At 33.4% G+C, this 23010-nt stretch carries 23 protein-coding genes; 15 read left to right on the top strand and 8 right to left on the bottom strand.

The window, feature by feature from the left end; translation table 11 throughout:
* Window position 1 precedes the first annotated feature (1 nt).
* The 3 genes from ACKTSU_RS10555 to trkA all read right to left on the bottom strand — a co-directional run bounded on the left by ACKTSU_RS10555 (window position 2) and on the right by trkA (window position 3722).
* Window positions 2-592 carry a phage tail protein gene (locus ACKTSU_RS10555; RefSeq protein WP_408036348.1) on the bottom strand — a complete coding sequence of 197 codons (591 nt, stop codon included), beginning with the start codon at window positions 590-592 and terminating at the stop codon, window positions 2-4.
* A gap of 284 nt (window positions 593-876) precedes the next feature.
* Window positions 877-2376, bottom strand: coding sequence for a TrkH family potassium uptake protein (locus ACKTSU_RS10550; RefSeq protein WP_408036347.1), 1500 nt, complete (start codon window positions 2374-2376; stop codon window positions 877-879).
* Window positions 2376-3722 carry a Trk system potassium transporter TrkA gene (gene trkA / locus ACKTSU_RS10545; protein WP_408036346.1) on the bottom strand — a complete coding sequence of 449 codons (1347 nt, stop codon included), beginning with the start codon at window positions 3720-3722 and terminating at the stop codon, window positions 2376-2378. The genes ACKTSU_RS10550 and trkA overlap by 1 nt, the downstream gene beginning before the upstream one ends.
* A 92-nt stretch (window positions 3723-3814) precedes the next feature.
* Between trkA and radC the strand changes: the two genes are divergently transcribed.
* The 4 genes from radC to ACKTSU_RS10525 are packed head-to-tail and all read left to right on the top strand — an operon-like array spanning window position 3815 to window position 7309.
* Window positions 3815-4501 (top strand): RadC family protein, encoded by a 687-nt coding sequence (gene radC / locus ACKTSU_RS10540; RefSeq protein ID WP_408036345.1) that lies wholly within the window; start codon window positions 3815-3817, stop codon window positions 4499-4501.
* A 25-nt stretch (window positions 4502-4526) separates the two neighbouring features.
* Window positions 4527-5840 (top strand): DUF7033 domain-containing protein, encoded by a 1314-nt coding sequence (locus ACKTSU_RS10535; RefSeq protein ID WP_408036344.1) that lies wholly within the window; start codon window positions 4527-4529, stop codon window positions 5838-5840.
* 6 nt (window positions 5841-5846) lie between these two features.
* Window positions 5847-6521, top strand: coding sequence for a YjjG family noncanonical pyrimidine nucleotidase (locus ACKTSU_RS10530; protein ID WP_408036343.1), 675 nt, complete (start codon window positions 5847-5849; stop codon window positions 6519-6521).
* A 41-nt stretch (window positions 6522-6562) separates the two neighbouring features.
* A complete protein-coding gene (locus tag ACKTSU_RS10525) occupies window positions 6563-7309 on the top strand; it encodes a hypothetical protein (protein ID WP_408036342.1) in 747 nt (248 codons plus the stop codon).
* Between the two features lie 172 nt (window positions 7310-7481).
* Here ACKTSU_RS10525 and ACKTSU_RS10520 read toward each other — a convergent pair whose 3' ends face one another.
* Complete coding sequence (locus ACKTSU_RS10520; RefSeq protein ID WP_408036341.1) at window positions 7482-8753, bottom strand: replication-associated recombination protein A; 1272 nt, start codon at window positions 8751-8753, stop codon at window positions 7482-7484.
* A 76-nt stretch (window positions 8754-8829) separates the two neighbouring features.
* On the opposite strand from ACKTSU_RS10520, the gene ACKTSU_RS10515 reads away from it, so the two are divergent.
* A complete protein-coding gene (locus ACKTSU_RS10515) occupies window positions 8830-9540 on the top strand; it encodes a rhomboid family intramembrane serine protease (RefSeq protein ID WP_408036340.1) in 711 nt (236 codons plus the stop codon).
* 36 nt (window positions 9541-9576) lie between these two features.
* On the opposite strand, the gene rlmB is transcribed toward ACKTSU_RS10515, so the two are convergent.
* The 4 genes from rlmB to ACKTSU_RS10495 all read right to left on the bottom strand — a co-directional run bounded on the left by rlmB (window position 9577) and on the right by ACKTSU_RS10495 (window position 15907).
* Window positions 9577-10314, bottom strand: a complete 738-nt coding sequence (gene rlmB / locus ACKTSU_RS10510) for a 23S rRNA (guanosine(2251)-2'-O)-methyltransferase RlmB (RefSeq protein ID WP_408036913.1) — start codon at window positions 10312-10314, stop codon at window positions 9577-9579.
* A 76-nt stretch (window positions 10315-10390) separates the two neighbouring features.
* Window positions 10391-11272 (bottom strand): hypothetical protein, encoded by an 882-nt coding sequence (locus tag ACKTSU_RS10505; protein ID WP_408036339.1) that lies wholly within the window; start codon window positions 11270-11272, stop codon window positions 10391-10393.
* Window positions 11273-11302: 30 nt separating this feature from the next.
* Window positions 11303-12751, bottom strand: a complete 1449-nt coding sequence (locus ACKTSU_RS10500) for a SusD/RagB family nutrient-binding outer membrane lipoprotein (RefSeq protein WP_408036338.1) — start codon at window positions 12749-12751, stop codon at window positions 11303-11305.
* Window positions 12752-12763: 12 nt separating this feature from the next.
* Entirely contained in the window at window positions 12764-15907 is a 3144-nt protein-coding gene (locus ACKTSU_RS10495) for a SusC/RagA family TonB-linked outer membrane protein (RefSeq protein WP_408036337.1), read from the bottom strand.
* A gap of 400 nt (window positions 15908-16307) precedes the next feature.
* Here ACKTSU_RS10495 and rpsL point away from each other — a divergent pair, with 400 nt between their 5' ends.
* The 10 genes from rpsL (at window position 16308) to rplV (ending at window position 23001) form a co-directional block, all read left to right on the top strand.
* Window positions 16308-16688 carry a 30S ribosomal protein S12 gene (gene rpsL, locus ACKTSU_RS10490; RefSeq protein WP_028890722.1) on the top strand — a complete coding sequence of 127 codons (381 nt, stop codon included), beginning with the start codon at window positions 16308-16310 and terminating at the stop codon, window positions 16686-16688.
* 32 nt (window positions 16689-16720) lie between these two features.
* Window positions 16721-17197 (top strand): 30S ribosomal protein S7, encoded by a 477-nt coding sequence (gene rpsG / locus ACKTSU_RS10485; RefSeq protein ID WP_028890723.1) that lies wholly within the window; start codon window positions 16721-16723, stop codon window positions 17195-17197.
* Between the two features lie 6 nt (window positions 17198-17203).
* Window positions 17204-19321, top strand: a complete 2118-nt coding sequence (gene fusA / locus ACKTSU_RS10480; protein ID WP_408036336.1) for an elongation factor G — start codon at window positions 17204-17206, stop codon at window positions 19319-19321.
* Window positions 19322-19326: 5 nt separating this feature from the next.
* Window positions 19327-19632, top strand: coding sequence for a 30S ribosomal protein S10 (gene rpsJ, locus ACKTSU_RS10475; RefSeq protein ID WP_024740605.1), 306 nt, complete (start codon window positions 19327-19329; stop codon window positions 19630-19632).
* A 288-nt stretch (window positions 19633-19920) separates the two neighbouring features.
* Complete coding sequence (rplC, locus tag ACKTSU_RS10470) at window positions 19921-20538, top strand: 50S ribosomal protein L3 (protein WP_028890725.1); 618 nt, start codon at window positions 19921-19923, stop codon at window positions 20536-20538.
* Window positions 20538-21167, top strand: a complete 630-nt coding sequence (rplD, locus tag ACKTSU_RS10465; protein WP_028890726.1) for a 50S ribosomal protein L4 — start codon at window positions 20538-20540, stop codon at window positions 21165-21167. The genes rplC and rplD overlap by 1 nt, the downstream gene beginning before the upstream one ends.
* Window positions 21168-21175: 8 nt before the next feature.
* Window positions 21176-21466 (top strand): 50S ribosomal protein L23, encoded by a 291-nt coding sequence (gene rplW / locus ACKTSU_RS10460; RefSeq protein ID WP_028890727.1) that lies wholly within the window; start codon window positions 21176-21178, stop codon window positions 21464-21466.
* Window positions 21467-21477: 11 nt separating this feature from the next.
* Window positions 21478-22302: a 50S ribosomal protein L2 gene (gene rplB / locus ACKTSU_RS10455; RefSeq protein WP_028890728.1), complete on the top strand. Its 825-nt coding sequence runs from the start codon at window positions 21478-21480 to the stop codon at window positions 22300-22302.
* A 6-nt stretch (window positions 22303-22308) separates the two neighbouring features.
* Window positions 22309-22587 (top strand): 30S ribosomal protein S19, encoded by a 279-nt coding sequence (gene rpsS, locus ACKTSU_RS10450; RefSeq protein WP_028890729.1) that lies wholly within the window; start codon window positions 22309-22311, stop codon window positions 22585-22587.
* Window positions 22588-22596: 9 nt separating this feature from the next.
* On the top strand, window positions 22597-23001 hold the full coding sequence (rplV, locus tag ACKTSU_RS10445; protein ID WP_028890730.1) for a 50S ribosomal protein L22: 405 nt from the start codon (window positions 22597-22599) through the stop codon (window positions 22999-23001).
* Window positions 23002-23010: the final 9 nt, after the last annotated feature.

Raw genomic sequence — 23010 nt, 5'->3', positions numbered from 1 at the left:
TTTAATTTCTAGAAGGAAAAATACCTACCAAAGCAATAATATAATTAACAGCTAAATAAGGCTGTACGTTAGTATGTGGTAGATTTCCACCTGTATTAAGTATGTTTAAACCAGCGTTAGCACTAATGGTTTGTCCATTTACTGTATTTGTTGCAGGACCAAAGTTTTTTACTTTTTGGGTAGTTACCCCATCAGCAAAATTTCCTATAGCAGGAACATCTCCTGGAGCAGGTGTTTCATTTACAGCATCATCAGTACTTAATTGAATATGTTGGTCAGCAGCTGTGTTATTTTGAGTTGCATGATTATGACTTGGCATTTGAGTAATGTTTAAGGTAACCGTTTCTACACCACCTCTTTGACCTAATCTGTAATCAGATAAACCAGGTCCTTGTCTAGGACCTATTGGGGCTCTACCCCTTAAATCAGGTAAAGCAAAAGTTGTTCTTCCGTCTCCACCATAAGTGGTTCCTAAAATTGAAAATAAAGCAGTGTTTTGTGCAATTGATAATAATTGGCCATCGCAAAATGCCCAACCTCTTGGAGCGAAATTTCCTCCGAACATAACAATTTCTCCTATAAATGGATCCATAAGTAATAAAAGTTTAGTAGTTAATGTTTAGAACAACAATTTAGTAAAAAAAACAATATGCTTTACGTAACTATCTAATTATTTGTTAATTATAGTTTTGGTTGCAAGTTTGTGAAATTGCTAAATGTTGAATATTTGTTTTCTAAAACCAAATTTAAATACAAACTGAACTAAACTTTAATTCTATTGTTTAAGCGTGTTTGATTGGTATGTGAACGTATATTTTTAAGGCATATACGTTTAAAGTAGAAATAATATTTACTAGTTACTGTGTGTTATCTCGGTTAGTTTTTTCTCCAGAAAAAAGGTGTTAATAAAATTAAAACGGTAAATAATTCTAAACGACCTATAAGCATTAAAAAAGAGCAAAACCATTTAGCGCCCACAGAGAGGTGACTAAAGCTATCAACAGGACTTACACTTCCTATAGCAGGACCGATATTACCTAAAGAAGAAGCGCAGGCTCCTAAGGCAGATTTTATATCTAAACCTAAAAGGGCAAGAACAACAGTACCAATAATGAATATTAACATGTACAAAACAAAAAATGAAAGAATGTTAAATACAATAGTTTGGCTTACAGCTTTTCCGTCATAACGCACAGGTATTATGGCGTTAGGGTGTAGTGATTTTTTAAATTCTAAAAAACTGTTTTTAAGCATAATGATATGCCGAACAACTTTTACACCTCCAGAGGTAGACCCAGCAGAACCACCTAAGAAAAATAGAGAGAAAAATATAGCAGTAACAAAAAAGCTCCACATAGTAAAATCGGCAGTTACAAAACCAGTTGTGGTTACGACTGAAATTACAGAGAACAATGAATGGCGAATAGCACTTTCTGCATCTCCCCATACTTTTGGATGTGCTATGGTTGTTTGTAAATTCGGATCTTGAAAAAAGATAATCATAAGCGCTACAATAGCAGATATCCCTATAATTCCGAAAGAATAGTATTTAAATTCTTCACTTTGTATAACTTTTCTTACTTTTCCTTTTAATGCAAAATAGGTAAGTACAAAGTTGGTACCCGCTATAAACATAAAAAAGATTATGATGTATTGAATTAGAGGAGTATCATTCCAATGTGCTACGCTTGCGTTTTTGGTTGAAAACCCACCAGTACTTACTGTAGCCATTGCATGGTTTATGGCATCAAACCAAGTCATTCCCGCTACTTTTAATAATAAGAATTCAACAGCAGTCAATAAAACGTAAATTAACCACAAACGTTTAGCAGTATCGGTAATTCTTGGGTGGAGTTTATCTGCTGAAGGCCCTGGAGCTTCAGCCATAAAAAGTTGCATACCCCCAATACCTAATAAAGGTAAAATGGCAATGGTAAGAACAATGATTCCCATACCCCCAATCCAATGAGTAGCACTACGCCAAAATAAAATCCCTTTTGGCATTGATTCAATATCTGTTAAAATAGAAGAACCTGTTGTTGAATATCCAGAGATGGTTTCAAAAAAAGCATTCGTGACGCTAGGGATACTTTCAGTAAGTAAATAGGGTAACATTCCTGTAAAAGACAATGTTAACCATCCAAGAGTTACAATAAGGTATCCTTCTTTTTTATGGATATTATTATTGTCAGGTTTATTAAAAAAATATAGTAAAGCACCAAGGGTAATTGTAATGATTCCTGCATTTAAAATTCCTAGTTTAGCAGTTTCATTATAATATATACTAACAGGAACAGCAAGCCACATAAATAATCCATTTAAGATAGCTGTAACTCCTAAAAAGCGATAAACTAATTTTAGATTAAGATTTCCCATTAGTTAAATAAGTCTTCTACAATTGTTATTGCTTCAGGTAAACAAAAAACAATGGCCTTATCTCCGCTTTGTAATTGAAAATCTCCAAAAGACATTAAAGGTTCACCATTTCTAATTACACCTCCAATAATAGCCTCTCTAGGGAAGCGTAACTCACGGATTATTTTTTTGGTAACTTTTGCATTAGGCTTTACTTCAAACTCAAAAACTTCAGCATCAACATTATGTAAATTAGCTAAAGCAACAATTTCTCCTTTTCGAATATGGCGGAAAATATTACTAGCAGCAATTAGTTTTTTATTGATTAAAGTATCAATTCCTATGGTTTGAGAAATGTTTATGTAGTCCATGTTCTCAACCAAGGCAACCGTTTTTTTAACTCCTTTAGATTTTGCTACAAGACAAGACATAATGTTTGTTTCAGAATCACCAGTTACAGCTACAAAGGCATCCATTTCTCTAATGCTTTCTTCTTCTAACAACTCTAAATCTCTACCATCTCCGTAAATAACTAGTGTGTTTCGAAGATCTTCGGCTAATTGTAAAGCTTTGTCTTTGTCTTTTTCAATAAGTTTAACTTTAAAGTTGTCTTTGCAAAGTTTTCTAGCTGTTTTTCGTCCAACTCGACTTCCTCCTAAAATCATTACGTTGGTAATATCAATATGGTCTTTACCAATAATAGGGTAAAGCTTATCAATACTGTATTTTGGAACGGAAAAATAAACCTGATCGTTTATTTTATATTCGGTATCTCCTCTTGGAATAATTGTTTGCGATGTTCCTTCACGTTTTATAGCTATGGTAATAAAATCTACTAAACAATATTTTTCTTTTGTCTCTTTTACAGTAAGATCAAGAATCGGTGATTTATAGCCTAGAGTAGTTCCCATAATATTGAAAACACCATTTTCAAAAGCAACGGTATCGTTAAAGGAAGACTGATGTAAAAGCGATTTAATTTCTTCTGCAGCTAATTCTTCAGGAGAAATCATAAAATCTACACCATAATCTTTAAAATTAATACAAGGATTATTTAAAAACTCAGGGTTACTAATTCTAGCAATGGTCTTTTTTACTCCTAATGCTTTTCCTATTACAGAAATTGTGAAATTTGTATTAGGACTCTCAGTAACTGCCAATAAAAGGTCAGCCGAACTAATACCTATTTCTTTTAATAGTTTAATTGAGGTAGCATCACCTTTTTTTGTAATCACATCTAAGTGATTGTTTAGGTATTCTAACTTTTCACCGTCAAAATCTATTACATAGGTGTCTTGCGCTTCGTAAGAAAGGAGTTTAGCCAAATGAAAACCGACGTCTCCAGCCCCGGCTATTATAATCTTCATAGTTAAATTTAAAAAAAGACTGACTGCAAAGATACTGTGCTTCTTTTGGTTGTGCAAAAAATGTTATCTTTATAAATCTACTTAAGAAAAAAATGAAAAAGATTTCAATTAAATCATGGGCATTAGATGATAGACCAAGAGAAAAACTATTATTAAAAGGAAAAGTAGCTTTGTCAGATGCAGAGTTAATAGCTATTTTAATAGGATCAGGTAATAGAGAAGAGAGTGCTGTAGGTTTGGCTAAAAGAATTTTATTGTCAGTAAACAATGATTTAAGTTCGCTAGCAAAGCTATCTGTAGAAGAATTAATGAAGTTTAAAGGAATAGGGGAAGCAAAAGCAATATCAATAGTTACAGCTTTAGAGTTTGGAAAAAGAAGGCAGTTTGAAGAAAAAGTTGTAACGCCAAAAATAAGTAGTTCTAAAGATGTGGCTAAAATTATGCAACCACTAATAGGAGACTTGCTACATGAAGAGTTTTGGGTGTTGTATTTAAATAATTCAAACAAAGTTTTGGCAAAACACCAACTAAGTAAAGGCGGATTTACCGCTACTTTGGTTGATGTACGTTTGTTATATAAAAGAGGGCTTGAATTATCATCTGTCGGAATTATAGTATGCCATAACCATCCTTCAGGAAAGTTAGAACCTAGTAGAAGTGATATAGAGCTAACTCAGAAGATAAAGAAAGCAGGAGATACTCTAGATATTAAACTGTTAGACCATCTAATTATTACTGAAAAAGCGTATTTTAGCTTTGCTGATGAAAGCATCTTATAGTTGTAGGTTTTACAACTAATATTTAATGAGTATGATACTGATTTACACCCATAAAGTTACTCCTCGAGTTCGTTATATTTTTAAACAAATTTTTACACGTATTTTACAGGTTGAAATAGATTTTACAGGTAAAGTTGAAGAGTTTGTAGCCTTTAACGGACCAAAGTTTTCATATACCAACGTACCTTTAGGGAAAGAATTTTTTGTTCAGAGTAATGAGTTGTTATTTCAACAAGGGATAAAAGATGTTGAAATCAATATACAAGAATGGGAAGGAGTACCGTGCTTTTTTTCTACAATTGAAGCTTCAGAAATTCCGTTTGATATTTTTGCCGCAAGTTTTTATTTAATTTCTAGGTACGAAGAATATTTACCGCATATTAAAGATAAACACGGACGTTTTTCAGCAACTCAAAGCGTAGCTTATGAAAACGGATTTTTAGAAAAACCATTGGTTGATATTTGGGCGTATAAGTTTTTAGAAGTGTTAAAACATAAGTTTCCCGATTTTGAAAACGAAGAAAGAAGTTATCAATATATTTCAACAATAGATATTGATAATGCTTATGCATACAAACACAAGAGTTTTATAAGAACTATAGGAGGTTTCTTAAAAGATGCATCACAGTTTAAAATTTTTACAATTTGGGATAGGTTTGCAGTGCTTTTCAATCTAAAAAAAGACCCGTTTGATACTTTTGAAAAGATTATAGAATTAAAGAAAACGTATAATGTAAGAACCATTTTTTTCTTTTTAATAGGAGATTACACAACATTTGATACTAATGTTTCTACTTCAAAAAGAAAATTCAAGTTGTTGATAAAAGATATGGTAGATTATGCTCGAGTAGGGTTGCATCCGTCATATTACACCATGAACGATGTTTCTTTGTTAAAGAAAGAAAAAGAGCGTTTAGAGGCTATTACTAATATTCCTATTAAACGATCAAAACAACATTATTTACGAGTTTCGTTGCCTGAAACTTATCAACAATTGATTGATTTAGAAATAGAAGAAGATTATTCAATGGGGTATGCAAGTTATGTAGGTTTTAGAGCAAGTACATGTACTCCCTTTTATTTTTACGATTTAGATTTTGAAATTCAAACACCGTTAAAAATCTTTCCATTTGCACTTATGGATGCAACACTTAACGATTATAAGAAGTTTACACCCAAGCAATCGTTAGGAAAAATTAGAGATTTAAAAAACGAAGTAAAAGCAGTTAATGGTACTTTTATTACAGTGTTCCATAACGAAAGTTTGAGTAATTATTTGAGATGGAGAGGTTGGAGTAGATTGTATAATTCAATGCTTAAAATAGTTAAAGAAGCTTAATAAAATATGGAAATAAAGCATTTATTTTTTGATTTAGACCACACACTTTGGGATTTTGATAGAAATTCAAAACTGACTTTTCAGAAAATTTTCGAAGAGCAAAACATTACAATTCCTATTGATAATTTTTTAGAAGTGTACATACCGATAAACTTAAAATATTGGCGATTGTATAGAGAAGATAAAGTTGAAAAATCAGATTTAAGATATCATAGATTAAAAGAAACTTTTGATGTTTTAAATTATAAGGTTTCTGATGATATGATTGATGTGATTTCTGAAGATTACATTCGTTATCTACCTAGTTATAATTATCTATTTTCGGATGCTGTAGAAGTTTTAGAATATTTAGAAAATAAATACCATTTACATATTATAACTAATGGTTTTGAAGAAGTACAGAATTTAAAACTTCAAAAATCTGGGATTGATAAATACTTTAAGCAAGTAATTACTTCGGAATGTGTTGGAGTGAAAAAACCGAATCCTAAAGTTTTTGAATTCGCTTTAAGTAAAGCTGAAGCGGTAGCCCACGAATCGATTATGATAGGGGATAGCTACGAAGCAGATGTTATGGGAGCTCTAAACTCGGGGATGATGGCAATCCATTTTTCCGAAGAAGCTAAAAATAATGGAGTACAACGCGTAGCTTCATTAATAGAATTAAAAAATTATTTATAAGTTTATCAAGATTAAAGATATCATACCTAATAAGACCTAAAATGAAAAGAATACTTTTAATAGCATTGTTTATATCAACAGCAAGTTTTGCGCAGAAATCTATCAATAATTATAAATATATAATCGTACCAAGCAAATTTGATTTTGTTAAAGAGAAAGATAAATACCAAACAAGTTCATTAACTAAATTTTTATTCAATAAGTACGGATTTACCGCTTTTTTAGATGATGAAAATTTACCTGACGAAGTAGCTAATAATAGATGTTTAGCATTAATAGGAACTGTAAAAGATGAATCAGGTATGTTTACTACCATAAGTGTTATTGAATTCAGAGATTGTTATAACAACATAGTATTTACTTCAAAAGAAGGAAAAAGTAAAGAGAAACAATATAAAAAAGCATATCATGAAGCTATTCGTAACGCTTTTAAATCTATTGAAGCTTTAAAATATAAATATGTTCCTTTACAAGGAGGTGCTGTAACTAAAACCAAAGAAGTACCAGCCGTAGCTGTGGTACCAACGGTAGTAGAAAGTAAAGTAGCTGAGGTTGTTGAAAAACCAGCCAATGCTAAAGAACAATTATTTGCACAGCCAATACCTAACGGTTTTCAATTAGTTAATATGAAACCTGAGGTTGTTTTTCAAGTATTAAAAACCAATGTAAAAGATGTTTTTGTGATAAAAGATAAAAACGGAATCTTATACAAAAATGGAAATTCTTGGTTTGCTGAATACTATACAAATGATGGTAAAGTAATTGAAGAATACCAAGTGAAGTTTTAATTATTTTTCTCTTAGATATTTAATTATTGCTAAGAGAAAAAGGCTAAAACCAATAACTAAACAAGTATAATATAAATAGCTCCTTTCTTCTTTAAAGACTATAGAAGAAGGGAGTATTATTCCAGATAATAAGTACAAATAAACAGGTTTTATCTTTATTAAATTCATAGTTTTAATAGTTGTATTTATCCTTCCAACGTTGTTTTAACAATTCTCTAAATTGATTTTCACGAGCATTATTTCCTGGTTCGTATAGTTTGGTGTTTTTAATCTCATCAGGTAAAAACTCTTGATTCACAAAATTACCTGCGTAATTGTGCGAGTATTGATAGTCTTTTCCGTAGTCTAAATCCTTCATTAATTTAGTAGGAGCATTTCGTAAATGTAATGGAACAGACAAATCGCCAGTTGTTCTAACCAAATTTTGAGCTTCACCAATCGCCATATACGATGCGTTACTTTTTGCAGAATTTGCCAAGTATACAGCACACTGACTTAAAATAATCCTAGATTCTGGATAGCCAATTACAGAGACTGCTTGAAAGGTGTTATTCGCCAAAATCAAAGCTGTTGGATTTGCATTACCAATATCTTCCGAAGCAGAAATAAGCATTCTTCGTGCAATAAATTTTACATCCTCTCCACCTTCAATCATTCGAGCTAACCAATAAACAGTGGCATTGGGATCGCTTCCTCTAATTGATTTGATAAAAGCAGAAATGATATCGTAATGTTGCTCACCAGTTTTATCGTATCGAACAGTGTTTTTTTGAATCTTTTCTAAAACTAATTTATTAGTGATGTCAATTTCATCCTCCGCAGCAACCAACAACTCAAAAATATTTAAGAGTTTTCTAGCATCACCACCAGATACTTGTAACAAAGCATCGGTTTCTTTTAAATTGATTTTTTTCTGAGAAATAATTTCGTCTTTTTCCATTGCTCTGTGTAACAGCGCAATTAAATCCTCTTTATCAAAAGAATTCAAAATATAAACTTGACAACGAGAAAGTAGGGCAGGAATCACTTCAAAACTTGGGTTTTCTGTAGTTGCACCTACCAAAGTTACCCAGCCTTTTTCAACAGCACCTAATAAAGAATCTTGTTGTGACTTACTAAAACGATGAATTTCATCAATAAATAGAATAGGATTTTTCTGAGTAAACAATCCGCCACTTTTTTTCGCTTTTTCAATTACCTCACGAACATCTTTCACTCCCGAGCTAATTGCACTTAAGGTGTAAAATGGACGTCCAGATTCGTTGGCGATGATATTTGCCAAGGTAGTTTTTCCAATTCCTGGAGGTCCCCATAAAATTAATGAAGGAATAATTCCCTGCTTGATATGATTGGTTAAAATACCATTTTCGCCCACCAAATGTTGTTGACTAATATAATCGCTTAAACTTTGCGGACGTATTCTTTCTGCCAAAGGTTGATTCATTTTGTAAAAATAACAAAGATTTATGACAGAAATTCAGAAATGCTACTTTGGATTTATTTTTGTTATTTTCAGCATTATGAAAACAGAACAACAGCTAAAATTTTGCCCAACGGTATTTACCATTCCCCTCCTGTTTGTTTTTGCAATATGGTTTGTGTATTGGTTAGAAATTACATTTGGATGGAATTTTAACAAATTTGGAGTGTATCCAAGAAATTTTAGTGGTTTAAAAGGGGTTTTTAACTCTCCTTTTATTCATAGCGACACAAAGCATCTTTTTAATAATTCTGTTCCGTTATTTGTGCTTTCTGCGTGTCTTTTTTATTTTTATAAGGAAGTAGCGGTGAAAGTTTTGATTTATGGAGGAATAATTACTGGATTGTTAACTTGGATAATTGCTCGACAATCATATCACATCGGTGCAAGTGGAATTGTATACTTATTGTTCAGTTTTGTATTGTTTAGCGGAATTATAAAAAAGAATTATCGATTAGTAGCGGTTTCGTTTATCACGATTTTTTTATACGGAAGTATGGTTTGGTATGTTTTACCCATTAAAGAAGGAATGTCTTGGGAAGGGCATTTGTCAGGATTAATAACTGGATTTGTTTTTGCCTTGTTATACAGAAAAAGAGGAATTGTAAAAGAAAAGTTTGAATTTTCTCAAACAGAGTTTGATACAATGTTTGACGAAGATGGAAATTATGTACCACCTGTCCCTGAAGAAGAAACAGAGTTAAAAGAAATTAACTACAAGTATATTTATAAGGAAAACAAACAAGAGTGAAAATAAAAAAATCCTGCATTTAGCAGGATTATATTTTTATAAACGTTGTCGTACAGATTCATATAAAAATGCACCACAGGCAACCGATACATTTAGTGATCCAATTTCACCTAGTAGTGGTAATTTTGCTTTATAATCAACTAGTTTTAAAACTGAAGTACTAACACCTTTATGTTCAGATCCCATAACAATGGCTATAGGTTGATTAAAGTTGATGTCAAAAACAGAATCCTCCGTTTTTTCGGTTGCAGCAACTAATTTAATGTCTGCAGCTTTTAATTGAAAAATAGCATCTTTAATGTGATCTACTTTACAAATAGGTACTTTGAATGCAGCACCCGCAGAAGTTTTTATAGTTTCAGCATTTACAGGAGCACTACCACTTTTTTGAATGATAATTCCGTTAACTCCTGTACATTCAGCAGTTCTGATAATAGCTCCGAAATTTCGTACATCAGATACTTGATCTAACAATAAGAATAGGGGAGTGTTTTCAGAATCTAAAACGTCTTCTATCAAACTATCTAAATCTTGAAATTCAATAGGAGAAATTTTAGCTACTGCTCCTTGATGATTGTTATGTTTAGATAAGCGATCTAGCTTTTCCGTAGGAACAACACTAGTTGATATTTTATTTTTTTTCAATAGTTTGTCTAACTGAAAAAATAAGTCTCCTCGTAAGCCTTTTTGAAGATATACTTTGTTAATTGAAGCGCCACTCTCTATGGCTTCAATAATGGCTCTAATACCAAAAATGTTTGTGTTTTGTTCCATGCTGCAAATGTAGTTCATTTTATGGTATAAAAAAACCACCTCGTTAGAGGTGGTTTTATTTATTTATAAAAAATAATTATTGTCTAACGTAAGTTGATGTCCAAGAAGAAGGTCTAGTTGACCATAAACTTTGAGTATGATACATTATAAGTACTCCTGTATCTTGATTCCAAGTACCTCCACTTATATCACCGATATCATAAGTTCCACCAGCAGAACCAAAATCTAAATTACCTGTAGGTTGTACTTCTCCACAAACCACTAAAATATCAGCAGCATTTAATAATCCAGAATTCCCAGTACATAGACTCAAGAAACCTCCATCACCTCTTTCAATGTGCCAGCTACCATCAGCGTTTGCTTCAATAGTAGTTGTGAAATTAGGGTTACAAGCATCATTAGTAACTGCATAAGTACCTGATAAATCAGCAAAACAGTTTATCGTTACAGGAAACTTACCCATACTAGTATTAAAGTATAATATATTACCACCTTTTTGGTAAACTTTAATTCTGAAGTTAAATACATCTCCAATTCTTAATTCATCTTCAAGAACAGAAAAACCATCAAGATAATCAGAAATATCATTAAAACTAACAGTAAAAGGTAAAGTAGTTGATTCAGCAACCGACACTTCGTTAGTTGTAGGTGAAGTTTCATAATCATTGTTAAAGTACTTAACAAGTTCAACTTTTTCTACATTATCTAGAGAGCCAGAAACTAAATCTATAACAATATCTAAATTTGTGTCTGTGAAATTTATAATTGCATCTTCTAAAGGAACTCCATCTTCAGGAATACCAAAAACACCACCTTGAGATTGTGTTAAATCAACAATAAACCCTGCTTCAGTCTTAATCTCAGCAACAGTATATGCATCAGCATCTGAATTGAGATCACAGGAAACCATAGTTAGTAATCCTACTACAGTTATTAATATATATTTGAATTTTTTCATTTTTATTTGTTTTAAGTTACTCTAACCAGATTATTGCCACCATAAAGGTGTAGTTAATAAATCAGCTCCTTGACTCGATACAGCATCTGTATAATTAACATTGTTAACAGATTGTTGAGAAATTGGGTAGTTTAATCTAGATGGAATTGAAGATTCAACAGCATCTATAGCTAAAGGTAAATTAGGAATTTTTGTTCTGTTCCACTCAGCAAAAGCTTCAAACCCTTGCATGTATAAAGCAACCCAAGATTGTTCAGCAATTAGTTTTAAACCATTTGCACCACTAACATAGTTAATATTGAAAGGAAGTACTCCATTAGCTAGACAAGAAGCTTCTACTCCTTCTTCAAAATAAGTCGCAGCATCAGAAGGAGAACCAATATATCCTCTTTCAGCAGCTTCAGCCATTAATAACTTAAGTTGAGCATAACTCATAAGGTAAGCAGGTTGTTCAGCTTCTAAGTATTTTTCACCTATTAAAGATACATTATTAGAATCTCCGTAAATAGAACTACCGATATCTTGAATACCCGCTGGTTTCCCTACATATCCGTTTCCAGAACCATTACCACCAACTTCTTGTGCATAAACAGGTAATCTAGTATCATTAGTGTTTAACATATGATTAACTAACTGCTCGTTAAGACACCACTCTGTAGATCTACCTCCGTTAACTAATGCTTCAAAATAAGGGTTAGCATTAGGTTCACTAGATAAGTATACTAATTTAGCGTCTTCTAAATTACTAGTAAATAAATTTCCAGAGTTTACTAAACTTTGTAATTGATCAGGAATATTACCTAAAGAAGAAGTACCAGAAGTAGAAGCTCTCATTAAAACTCTAAATTTAAGAGAACCCGCAAATTTTTTCCATAAATCAGTATCTCCACCATATAATAAATCTTGATTAGCATCTATCTCACCCGAACCGTCTAATAAAGTGATAGCTTCATCTAACATCTCTATTATTCTTGGGTAAACTTCTGTTTCACTATCATCATATATAGGTGTAATATTCCCTTCATCACCTTTAAGAGCTTCAGACATCGGAATATTACCAAAAGAGTCTGTTAAGATATGGTATGCATTTGCTTTCATAATTAAAGCAACACCTTGTAAATCAGAGTTACCTTCTAGAGCAGCTAATTTTTGCATAACATCAGCGTCTTTTAACACATTTGAGTATAATCCTGTCCAATGAGCTTCAATTGAATTTTGTCTTGGAATATATAATTCATTAGTGTTGTATACTGGTTTCGCTAAATGTTGAACCCAGCAAGAACCTGCTTCACCAGCTAAAAATGGGGTTTGTACACGATTACCAGTGTTGTATATTACACTAGCTAATAATAGGTTTGCAGGAACCTCTAATGGATTATTAGGGTCTCTATTGATTTCAGCAAAATCATCAGTACAGCTAGTTGTAACTAATAACTGAGCTATAACTAGTATTGCTAATATATATTTATTTAATTTCATTTTTTATCTTTTTTAAAATTTAACATTAAGGTTAAATCCGAAACTTCTAGTAGAAGGTATTTGAGCATACTCTAAACCTTGTTGACCTGTGTCACTACTAAATGCTGTCTCAGGATCAATATGTGGAGTTTTTCTATATAAAATTGCTAAATTTCTAACAGTAAATCCAACAGAAATTTGATCCACACCTGTATTGTCTAAAAACTTGTTAGGTAAGTTATAGAATAATGCTAATTCTCTCCATTTTACGAAAGAAGCATCATAAACAGATGATTCACCAATGTTTTGAGAGTAAGCTGTCTTAAAAAAGCTTTGAGCTGAGGTAACAACATTGTTAGGAACATATCCTCCGTTTCCATCAGACATTACTCCTTGTCCTACAATACCTGTTTCACGACCTTGAACAGTTTCTTCTAAAATACCTGCATATTTACCCCAAGAGTTTGTTTGAGAATAAACATCACCACCCATTTTAACATCAAATAATGTAGTTAAAGTTAGGTTTTTATATGACATATTAAGACCTAAACCTCCTGTCCAATCTGGTTGAACATTACCTAAAACTTTTGAAGTAGGATCTCTTTGAGGAAGACCATTAACATATATAATTTGACCACTATCATCTCTTAAGAAACCAGGTCCTACTAATGCTCCGATTGGTAAACCTTCTCTAGCAACAACGTCTACGTTCCATAATCCACCCATTACAACTTGACCTTCGTTAGTAGTAGGATCACTATCAATATTCATTGCTTCGTTATCGTTTTTAGCAAAGTTAATATTCATACCTAAATTAAAGTCTTCACTTCTAACAATATCAGCAGTTAAAGCTAATTCAACACCTTTGTTTGAAATGTCAGCAACGTTATCCCAGTAACCAGTATTACCACTTGCAGGGTCGATATCTTTTAACATAATAACATCAGTTGTTAATCTGTCATAATAAGTAAAGTCAACAGTTAACCTACTTTTAAATAACCTAGCTTCAAAACCAACTTCATATTCCTCTGTATCTTGGTTTTTAATATTTGGGTTCCATAATGTACCAGGATAAACAGCAGCAGGAGTTGTTCCCCATTTTTCACCGTAAGCATATTTTGGCTCAATAGAATAAGGAGCTAAAGGACCAGCACTACCAACTTTAGACCAACCTCCTCTTACTTTTAAGTAAGAAATAGTTTTACCTTTAATGTCAAAAATATCACTAACTATAGCTGTACCTGTAACACTTGGGTAAAAGAAGCTATTGTTATTAGATGGTAATACAGAAGCCCAGTCATTTCTACCTGTAATATCAAGGAATAAGAAATCTTTATAAGAAAGGTTAACAAAACCAAATAAACTGTTTATTTCACGGTTAATTTGACGTTGAGTTAAAAGAGGGTTAACTCCATCTTTTGTGTTCGAAATATTGTATAAGTCAGGGATTTGTAATTCAGGAGCTGTCATAGCTAATGTATGATAGTTGTTTTTCATTAAGTTACCTCCTACACTAGCTCCAATATTAAAGTCTTCTCCAATTTTAGAATTGAAATTTAACATCGCCTGAGTGTTAACTTCATATCTAGTACGTTGTACTTCACTATAATAACCTCTAACGAACTCATAAGTACCAAAAGCACGTCTTCTAGTATCTAATGAAGAAAAATAGTCAAGACCAGTTTGAGCTGTTACGTTGAAATTATCATTGATAGTATATCCCAAAGAAATATTTCCTAATAATCTATTTCTATCAAAGGTATTTGTGTTTGTATCTAAAGCCCAGTAAGGGTTGTTGTTATATGCTAGGTTCCAGTTAATAGGAGTAGCCACATCTGCTCCAGAAGCAAATCCTAACGGTAAGTTTTTCCAGTCTTTTAAAGCTTGGAAATCAACGTTTCTTGCAGCCCATACTAACTGACCTAATTGGTTGTTTGAGTCTCCATATCCTACAGAAGGTAAGTTATCACTTTCTGTTTTAATATAGTTAGCACTAAAACCAACGTTCCATTTGTCAGATAATTTAAAATCAAATCGACCACTAATATTATATTTTGTTAAATCTGTATTGTATAAAATACCTGTTTGATCAGTTAAACCAAGAGAAAGTCTAGCATTGTAATCTTCTCCTCCTTTTGTAAAAGAAACATTATTGTTTGTTGTAACTCCAGTTTCATAAAAATCTTTTACGTTATCAGGTTTTGAAACCCAAGGAGTTGGATTACCATCAAAAGAGTTCCACTGGATAAATTCTAAACCAGCATCAAGTCTTGGCCCCCAACTTTCATCAATACCACCATCACCTGAAACACCATCAACATATTCAAAGTTTGTTGAAGAAAATCCTTGACCATAAGAATTTTGGTAATCAGGTAAAATGTAAGCGTTATCAAATGAAATGCTTGAAGCTATTTCAATTCCTAACTTATCAGACTTTTTATTTCCAGATTTCGTAGTTACTACAAGAACTCCATTAGCTCCTCTCATACCATACAGTGAAGTTGCAGCACCACCCTTTAATACGTTTATAGATTCTATATCATCTTGGTTTAAATCTGCTAAACCATTAGGGGTACTGTTACCACCACCGGAACCAGAATTACCATAAGCTGAGTTGTCCATAACAATACCATCAACTACAACTAAAGGTTGAGCACTACCACTGATGGTAGAAATACCTCTAATAACAATTCTACTTTCAGCACCAACAGCACCAGAAGAACTAGTTACATTTACACCAGCGATCTTACCACTTAAAGAGTTAACAATATTTGCATCCCTTACAGTTGTTAAGTTTTTAGAATCTACACTTTGAGTAGAATACCCCAAAGCTTTCTCTTCTCTTTTTATACCTAATGCAGTAACAACAACTTCATCAAGGACATTGTCACTAACCATAGATACATTAATAGTATTAGACGTCCCAATAATTCTTTCTGTAGTTTTCATTCCAACGAAACTGAATACTAAGACATCTCCAGTTTTGGCTTGAATTGAGAATTTCCCATCGAAATCCGTCTCGGTACCTTGAGTAGTACCCTTTTTTAATACTGTAACACCAGGTAATGGGCCTGATTCGTCAGAAACAGTACCTGAAATTGTTCTGTCTTGTGCAAAGGATATCTGCACAATAAACGCTAGAAGTAGCGTTAAAATTCCATTAAACTTTGTTTTCATTGTGTAATTATTTGAATTAATTAGGCGCTAAAATCTTAAATTAATCTTAAAAGAACAACTTTTTAACAAAAAAAAACTTAAAAAAATCAAAGGTTTGTTAATAGAATGTTTTTTTTGGTGATAGAAAACAATTAGGGATGTTGGTGAAGAAGAGGTGTAGTGGAATATTTGTTAGGTTTTTTGTATGGTAAATTCCAATATGGTGTAAAAATGAGTTAAATAAATAAGTATAGGATACTTGGTTTATATTAGTTTAATACTTACTTATAAAACAGGTTGATTATAAGTTGTGTGAAAAATAACTTCTTGATATTTGAATAATTAGAAAATAGTCGTACATTTGCACTCTCTTAAAATTAGAGTAATTTAAGTACAAATTAAAAACAAGTAATAATTTAGTATGCCAACTATTCAACAATTAGTTCGTAAAGGAAGAGCCAAAATAACTAAGAAGAGTAAATCGGCTGCTTTACAAGCATGTCCACAAAGACGTGGAGTTTGTACGCGTGTGTATACCACTACACCTAAGAAACCTAACTCAGCGATGCGTAAGGTTGCAAGGGTGCGTTTAACAAATGGTAACGAGATCAACGCGTATATTCCAGGTGAGGGACATAACTTGCAAGAGCACTCGATAGTATTAGTTAGAGGTGGAAGGGTAAAAGATTTACCAGGTGTTAAATATCACGTGGTACGTGGAGCATTAGATACTGCAGGAGTTGAGGGTAGAACCCAACGTAGATCTAAGTACGGTGCAAAACGCCCAAAAGACAAAAAGTAAAAAATAATTAGTAACTTTTTTAATGTAAAGACATGAGGAAAAGAAGAGCTAAAAAAAGAGTTTTGTTACCGGATCCAAGATTTAACGATCAATTAGTTACACGTTTTGTGAATAACTTAATGTGGGACGGTAAAAAATCTGTAGCGTTCAAAGTGTTTTACGATGCAATGGATATCGTAAATGAAAAGAAAACTGACGAAGAAAAGTCAGCTTTAGAAGTGTGGAAAGATGGTTTGTCTAACGTGATGCCTCACGTAGAAGTACGTTCTCGCCGTGTAGGTGGAGCTACATTCCAAATTCCAATGCAAATTCGTCCAGACCGTAAGGTTTCTATGGCGATTAAATGGATGATTTCTTATGCGCGTAAGCGTAATGAAAAAACAATGGCACAACGTTTAGCTGCTGAGATTTTAGCTGCTGCTAAAGAAGAAGGTGCAGCTGTTAAGAAAAGAGTTGATACTCACAAGATGGCTGAAGCTAACAAAGCATTCTCACACTTTAGATTTTAATAAGAAATGGCAAGAGATTTAAAATATACAAGAAATATCGGTATTGCTGCTCATATTGATGCTGGTAAAACAACAACAACTGAGCGTATCCTTTTCTATACAGGAGTGTCTCACAAAATTGGAGAAGTTCACGATGGTGCTTCTACAATGGACTGGATGGAGCAAGAAGCTGAAAGAGGTATTACAATTACATCTGCAGCTACAACTTGTACATGGCAATTCCCAACAGAAAATGGAAAGCCTACCGCTGATGCTAAAGGATACCATTTTAATATTATTGATACTCCAGGTCACGTTGACTTTACCGTAGAGGTAAACCGTTCGTTACGTGTATTAGATGGATTAGTGTTCTTATTCTCTGCAGTAGACGGAGTAGAGCCACAATCTGAAACTAACTGGCGTTTAGCTGATAACTATAAAGTGCCTCGTATCGGTTTCGTTAACAAAATGGACCGTCAAGGAGCAAACTTTTTAGCAGTTTGTCAGCAAGTAAAAGACATGTTAAAGTCTAACGCAGTGCCAATCGTTTTAAATATTGGTGATGAAGCAGACTTTAAAGGGATTGTTGATTTAGTTAAAAACCGTGCTATTGTATGGCATGATGATAACTACGGATCAACTTTTGATGTTGTAGATATTCCAGAAGATTTAAAAGAAGAAGCTCGTGAGTTACGTGGTAAGTTAATCGAAGAGGTTGCTGCTTATGACGAAAACTTATTAGAGAAGTACATGGAGGATGAAGATTCAATTACAGAAGAAGAAGTGCATGCTGCATTAAGAGCTGCTGTGATGGATATGTCTATCATTCCAATGGTATGTGGTTCTTCATTTAAAAATAAAGGTGTTCAGTTCTTATTAGATGCTGTATGTCGTTATTTACCTTCTCCAGTAGATAGAGAAAATATCATCGGTACTAACCCTGATACAGGAGAAGAAGAAACTCGTAAGCCAGATGCAAAAGCACCATTCTCAGCTTTAGCATTTAAAATTGCTACCGATCCTTTCGTAGGGCGTTTAGCATTCTTCCGTGCCTATTCTGGTCACTTAGATGCAGGTTCTTACGTGTTAAATAACCGTTCAGGTAAAAAAGAGCGTATTTCTCGTATTTACCAAATGCACTCTAACAAGCAAAATGCAATCGATTTTATTGAAGCTGGAGACATTGGAGCTGCTGTAGGGTTTAAAGATATTAAAACAGGGGATACGTTATCTGACGAAAAACATCCAATCGTTTTAGAATCTATGGATTTCCCAGATCCTGTAATTGGTATCGCTGTTGAGCCAAAAACTAAGGCTGACGTAGATAAGTTAGGTATGGCTTTAGCAAAATTAGCTGAAGAAGATCCAACATTTACTGTAAAAACAGATGAGGCTTCAGGTCAAACTGTAATTTCAGGAATGGGTGAGTTACACTTAGATATTATTGTAGACCGTTTAAAACGTGAGTTTAAGGTTGAAGTAAATCAAGGACAACCACAAGTAGAGTACAAAGAAGCTATTACTGCATCTGCAGAACACAGAGAGGTTTATAAGAAACAATCTGGTGGACGTGGTAAGTTTGCTGATATCGTATTCAAAATAGAGCCAGCTGAAGAAGGTAAGCAAGGTTTAGAGTTCGAATCTATCATTAAAGGTGGTAACGTTCCTAAAGAGTTTGTTCCTTCAGTAGAAAAAGGATTCAAAGAAGCAATGAAGAATGGTCCATTGGCAGGATACGAAATGGATGCACTGAAAGTTACATTAGTTGACGGTTCATTCCACCCTGTAGATTCTGATCAATTATCATTCGAATTAGCTGCTAAAATGGGTTATAAAGCTGCTGCAAAAGCTGCAAGAGCTGTAATCATGGAGCCAATGATGAAGTTAGAGGTGTTAACTCCAGAAGAAAATATGGGTGACATCGTTGGAGATTTAAATAGAAGACGTGGACAAGTTAATGATATGAGCGACCGTGCTGGATCTAAAGTAGTAAAAGCTATCGTTCCATTATCAGAAATGTTTGGATATGTTACTTCATTAAGAACATTATCTTCAGGTAGAGCAACTTCTACTATGGAATTCTCTCACTATGCAGAAACTCCTAGTAACATTGCAGAAGAAGTAATCGCTAACGCTAAAGGTTAATTAAGATGAGTCAAAAAATTAGAATAAAGTTAAAATCTTACGATTATAATTTAGTAGACAAGTCTGCTGAAAAAATCGTAAAGACAGTAAAGAGTACTGGAGCTGTAGTAAACGGACCAATTCCTTTACCAACAAATAAAAAGATTTTTACAGTATTACGTTCACCACACGTAAACAAAAAATCTAGAGAGCAATTTCAATTATCTGCTTACAAAAGATTATTAGACATCTATAGTTCATCATCAAAAACTATTGATGCTTTAATGAAACTTGAGTTACCAAGTGGAGTTGAAGTTGAGATCAAAGTATAAGTAAATCAATAACTTTCGGTTTAATTTTGTTAAGCCGAAAGTTTTTTATACTTTTGCACACCGAAATTTAGGTTTCGGCGTGTAAATATTTCTGTAAAGTATACAGAAATGACATGTCCTGAGGGTTTCGCGAAGGAAAAATGGTAAAAACAAATTCAGAGTGAAGATGTTTTTCGCTCTTTTTTTTTGAAAAATTCAAAGGAAAAAACAGAAACATTCGTTTCAAATAATCATTTATTAATAGACGCGCTGGATAAAAGATATCTATTCGTCTGAAAATTAACAAATATGTCTGGGTTAATAGGAAGAAAAATTGGAATGACCAGCTTATTCGACGAGAACGGGAAGAATATTCCTTGTACTGTAATCGAAGCAGGTCCTTGCGTTGTTACCCAAGTCAGAACCGAAGAGGTTGACGGCTATAACGCTTTACAACTTGGTTTCGATGACAAAAAAGCAAAAAGCTCTAATAAAGCTTTAGATGGTCACTTTAAAAAAGCTGGTACATCTGCTAAGAAAAAAGTTGTTGAATTCCAAGAGTTTGATGGTGAGTACAAATTAGGTGACTCAATTACTGTTGAATTATTTGCTGAAGGAGAATTCGTTGATGTGTCAGGGATTTCTAAAGGTAAAGGATTTCAAGGTGTTGTTAAACGTCATGGTTTTGGCGGAGTTGGACAAGCAACTCACGGTCAACATAACCGTTTAAGAGCTCCTGGTTCAATTGGTGCAGCATCATACCCTGCAAGAGTATTCAAAGGAATGCGTATGGCAGGACGTATGGGTGGAGACAAAGTAAAAGTTCAAAATTTAAGAGTTTTAAAAGTGGTTGCAGATAAGAATCTTATCGTAGTAAAAGGAGCTATTCCTGGTCACAAAAACTCTTATGTAACTATCGAGAAATAATGAAAGTAGCAGTATTAGATATTACAGGAAAAGATACTGGTAGAAAAGTTGAACTTTCTAACGAGGTATTCGGAATTGAGCCAAATGATCATGCAATTTATTTAGATGTAAAGCAGTATTTGGCTAATCAAAGACAAGGTACTCATAAATCGAAAGAAAGAGCTGAGATTGCTGGTAGTACAAGAAAGATTAAAAAACAAAAGGGAACTGGTACAGCTCGTGCGGGTAGTATCAAATCTCCAGTTTTCAGAGGTGGTGGACGTATTTTTGGTCCAAGACCAAGAAATTATTCTTTTAAATTGAATAAAAACTTAAAGCGTTTAGCACGTAAGTCCGCTTTAAGTATTCAAGCAAAAGAAAACAATTTAGTTGTAATTGAAGACTTCAATTTTGAAGCTCCAAAAACTAAAGAGTTTATCAATGTATTAAAAGCTTTAGAATTAGACGCTAAAAAGTCTTTATTTGTATTAGGTGAAGAAAGTAAAAATGTTTACTTATCATCTCGTAACTTAAAAGGTTCTAAAGTAGTAGATGCTTCAGGAATTAACACGTATAGCGTTTTAAATGCTAATAAAGTGGTAATCGCTGAGAGCTCTCTAGAAGGAATTGAGTCTAATTTAAGTAAATAGGGAAGAAAATGAGTATTTTAATTAAACCTATTATTACAGAAAAAGCTACAAATGATAGCGAGTTAAACAACCGTTATACATTTGTTGTAAACAAAAAGGCTAACAAGTTAGAAATCAAAGGAGCTGTTGAGGCTGCTTATGGTGTAGCGATCGAGTCTGTAAAAACTATGAACTATCCAGCATTAAGAAAAACTAAATACACTAAAAAAGGTTTAGTTACTGGATTAACAAGTGGATACAAGAAAGCAATCGTTCAGTTAGCTGAAGGAGAAACTATTGATTTTTATAACAATCTTTAAGAAAAGACAGAATGTCAGTTAGAAAATTAAAACCAATAACACCAGGTCAGCGTTTTAGAGTTGTAAATGGGTTCGACACCATTACTACTGATAAGCCGGAGAAATCTTTATTAGCTCCGAAAAAACGATCTGGAGGTCGAAACAACCAGGGTAGAATGACTACACGTAATATCGGTGGAGGTCATAAACAAAAATACCGTATTATCGATTTTAAAAGAGATAAGCAAGGTGTTCCTGCAACAGTAAAAACTATCGAGTACGATCCAAACCGTACTGCATTTATTGCATTAGTTAGTTATGCTGATGGTGAAAAACGTTATGTAATTGCACAAAACGGTTTAAAAGTAGGTCAAACAATCGTATCAGGAAAAGAAGCTACGCCAGAAGTTGGTAACGCTATGTTCTTAAGCGATATTCCATTAGGTACTACAATTTCTTGTATTGAGTTACACCCAGGACAAGGAGCTGTTATGGCTCGTTCAGCTGGTTCATTTGCTCAATTAATGGCAAGAGATGGTAAGTATGCAACAGTAAAGTTACCTTCAGGAGAAACAAGATTAATCTTATTAACTTGTATGGCAACTATCGGAGTTGTGTCTAACTCTGACCACCAATTATTAGTATCTGGTAAAGCAGGTAGAAGTAGATGGTTAGGTAGAAGACCAAGAACGAATGCTGTTCGTATGAACCCAGTTGATCACCCAATGGGTGGTGGTGAAGGACGTTCTTCTGGAGGACATCCAAGATCTAGAAACGGTATCCCAGCTAAAGGATTCAAGACTAGATCTAAGACCAAAGCTAGTAACAAGTATATTATAGAACGTAGAAAGAAATAATAAACCATGGCAAGATCATTAAAAAAAGGACCTTACGTTCACTATAAGTTAGAGAAAAAAGTGTTAGCTAACGTAGAAGCAGGAAGTAAATCAGTTATCAAAACTTGGTCTAGAGCAAGTATGATTACTCCAGATTTCGTAGGGCAAACAATTGCAGTTCACAACGGACGTCAGTTTGTACCAGTTTACGTTACTGAAAACATGGTAGGTCATAAATTAGGCGAATTTTCACCAACACGTTCTTTTAGAGGGCACGCTGGTGCAAAAAATAAAGGTAAAAAATAGTAGGAAATTATGGGAAGTCGTAAACATAACATGGCAACACAGTTAAAAGAAGCTAGAAAGTCTAGAGCTTTTGCTAAATTAACTAATTGTCCTACATCACCAAGAAAAATGCGCTTGGTAGCAGATTTAGTAAGAGGGGTTGAAGTTGAAAAAGCTTTACAAATCTTAAAATTCAGTCCAAAAGAAGCATCACGTAACTTAGAAAAGTTATTGTTATCAGCTATCGCTAACTGGCAAGCTAAAAACGAAGATGCTAGCATCGAAGATGCAGGATTATATGTAAAATCAATTTGTGTTGATAGCGCAGGTATGTTAAAAAGGTTAAGACCAGCTCCACAAGGTCGTGCACACAGAATTCGTAAGCGTTCTAATCACGTAACTTTAGAGTTAGGAACTAAAAATAACAGTAATTAATCAAAGTAG

The organism is Tenacibaculum aestuarii, assembly GCF_964510395.1.
Lineage (GTDB): Bacteria > Bacteroidota > Bacteroidia > Flavobacteriales > Flavobacteriaceae > Polaribacter > Polaribacter aestuarii.
Note: the sequence above shows the minus strand (reverse complement) of the source record. Positions and strands in the feature narration are given on the sequence as shown.

Excerpts from the sequence above, each read along its gene's own strand:
- ACKTSU_RS10515 (WP_408036340.1), top strand. The coding sequence starts at position 8,830 with ATGAAAACAGAACAACAGCTAAAATTTTGCCCAACGGTATTTACCATT.
- rplC (WP_028890725.1), top strand. The coding sequence starts at position 19,921 with ATGTCTGGGTTAATAGGAAGAAAAATTGGAATGACCAGCTTATTCGAC.
- ACKTSU_RS10500 (WP_408036338.1), bottom strand. The coding sequence starts at position 12,751 with ATGAAATTAAATAAATATATATTAGCAATACTAGTTATAGCTCAGTTA.
- ACKTSU_RS10525 (WP_408036342.1), top strand. The coding sequence starts at position 6,563 with ATGAAAAGAATACTTTTAATAGCATTGTTTATATCAACAGCAAGTTTT.
- rpsS (WP_028890729.1), top strand. The coding sequence starts at position 22,309 with ATGGCAAGATCATTAAAAAAAGGACCTTACGTTCACTATAAGTTAGAG.
- radC (WP_408036345.1), top strand. The coding sequence starts at position 3,815 with ATGAAAAAGATTTCAATTAAATCATGGGCATTAGATGATAGACCAAGA.
- rlmB (WP_408036913.1), bottom strand. The coding sequence starts at position 10,314 with ATGGAACAAAACACAAACATTTTTGGTATTAGAGCCATTATTGAAGCC.
- rplB (WP_028890728.1), top strand. The coding sequence starts at position 21,478 with ATGTCAGTTAGAAAATTAAAACCAATAACACCAGGTCAGCGTTTTAGA.
- ACKTSU_RS10495 (WP_408036337.1), bottom strand. The coding sequence starts at position 15,907 with ATGAAAACAAAGTTTAATGGAATTTTAACGCTACTTCTAGCGTTTATT.
- rplW (WP_028890727.1), top strand. The coding sequence starts at position 21,176 with ATGAGTATTTTAATTAAACCTATTATTACAGAAAAAGCTACAAATGAT.
- ACKTSU_RS10535 (WP_408036344.1), top strand. The coding sequence starts at position 4,527 with ATGAGTATGATACTGATTTACACCCATAAAGTTACTCCTCGAGTTCGT.
- rpsL (WP_028890722.1), top strand. The coding sequence starts at position 16,308 with ATGCCAACTATTCAACAATTAGTTCGTAAAGGAAGAGCCAAAATAACT.
- fusA (WP_408036336.1), top strand. The coding sequence starts at position 17,204 with ATGGCAAGAGATTTAAAATATACAAGAAATATCGGTATTGCTGCTCAT.
- ACKTSU_RS10520 (WP_408036341.1), bottom strand. The coding sequence starts at position 8,753 with ATGAATCAACCTTTGGCAGAAAGAATACGTCCGCAAAGTTTAAGCGAT.
- ACKTSU_RS10505 (WP_408036339.1), bottom strand. The coding sequence starts at position 11,272 with ATGAAAAAATTCAAATATATATTAATAACTGTAGTAGGATTACTAACT.
- trkA (WP_408036346.1), bottom strand. The coding sequence starts at position 3,722 with ATGAAGATTATAATAGCCGGGGCTGGAGACGTCGGTTTTCATTTGGCT.
- rpsG (WP_028890723.1), top strand. The coding sequence starts at position 16,721 with ATGAGGAAAAGAAGAGCTAAAAAAAGAGTTTTGTTACCGGATCCAAGA.
- rplD (WP_028890726.1), top strand. The coding sequence starts at position 20,538 with ATGAAAGTAGCAGTATTAGATATTACAGGAAAAGATACTGGTAGAAAA.
- ACKTSU_RS10530 (WP_408036343.1), top strand. The coding sequence starts at position 5,847 with ATGGAAATAAAGCATTTATTTTTTGATTTAGACCACACACTTTGGGAT.
- ACKTSU_RS10555 (WP_408036348.1), bottom strand. The coding sequence starts at position 592 with ATGGATCCATTTATAGGAGAAATTGTTATGTTCGGAGGAAATTTCGCT.
- rplV (WP_028890730.1), top strand. The coding sequence starts at position 22,597 with ATGGGAAGTCGTAAACATAACATGGCAACACAGTTAAAAGAAGCTAGA.
- rpsJ (WP_024740605.1), top strand. The coding sequence starts at position 19,327 with ATGAGTCAAAAAATTAGAATAAAGTTAAAATCTTACGATTATAATTTA.
- ACKTSU_RS10550 (WP_408036347.1), bottom strand. The coding sequence starts at position 2,376 with ATGGGAAATCTTAATCTAAAATTAGTTTATCGCTTTTTAGGAGTTACA.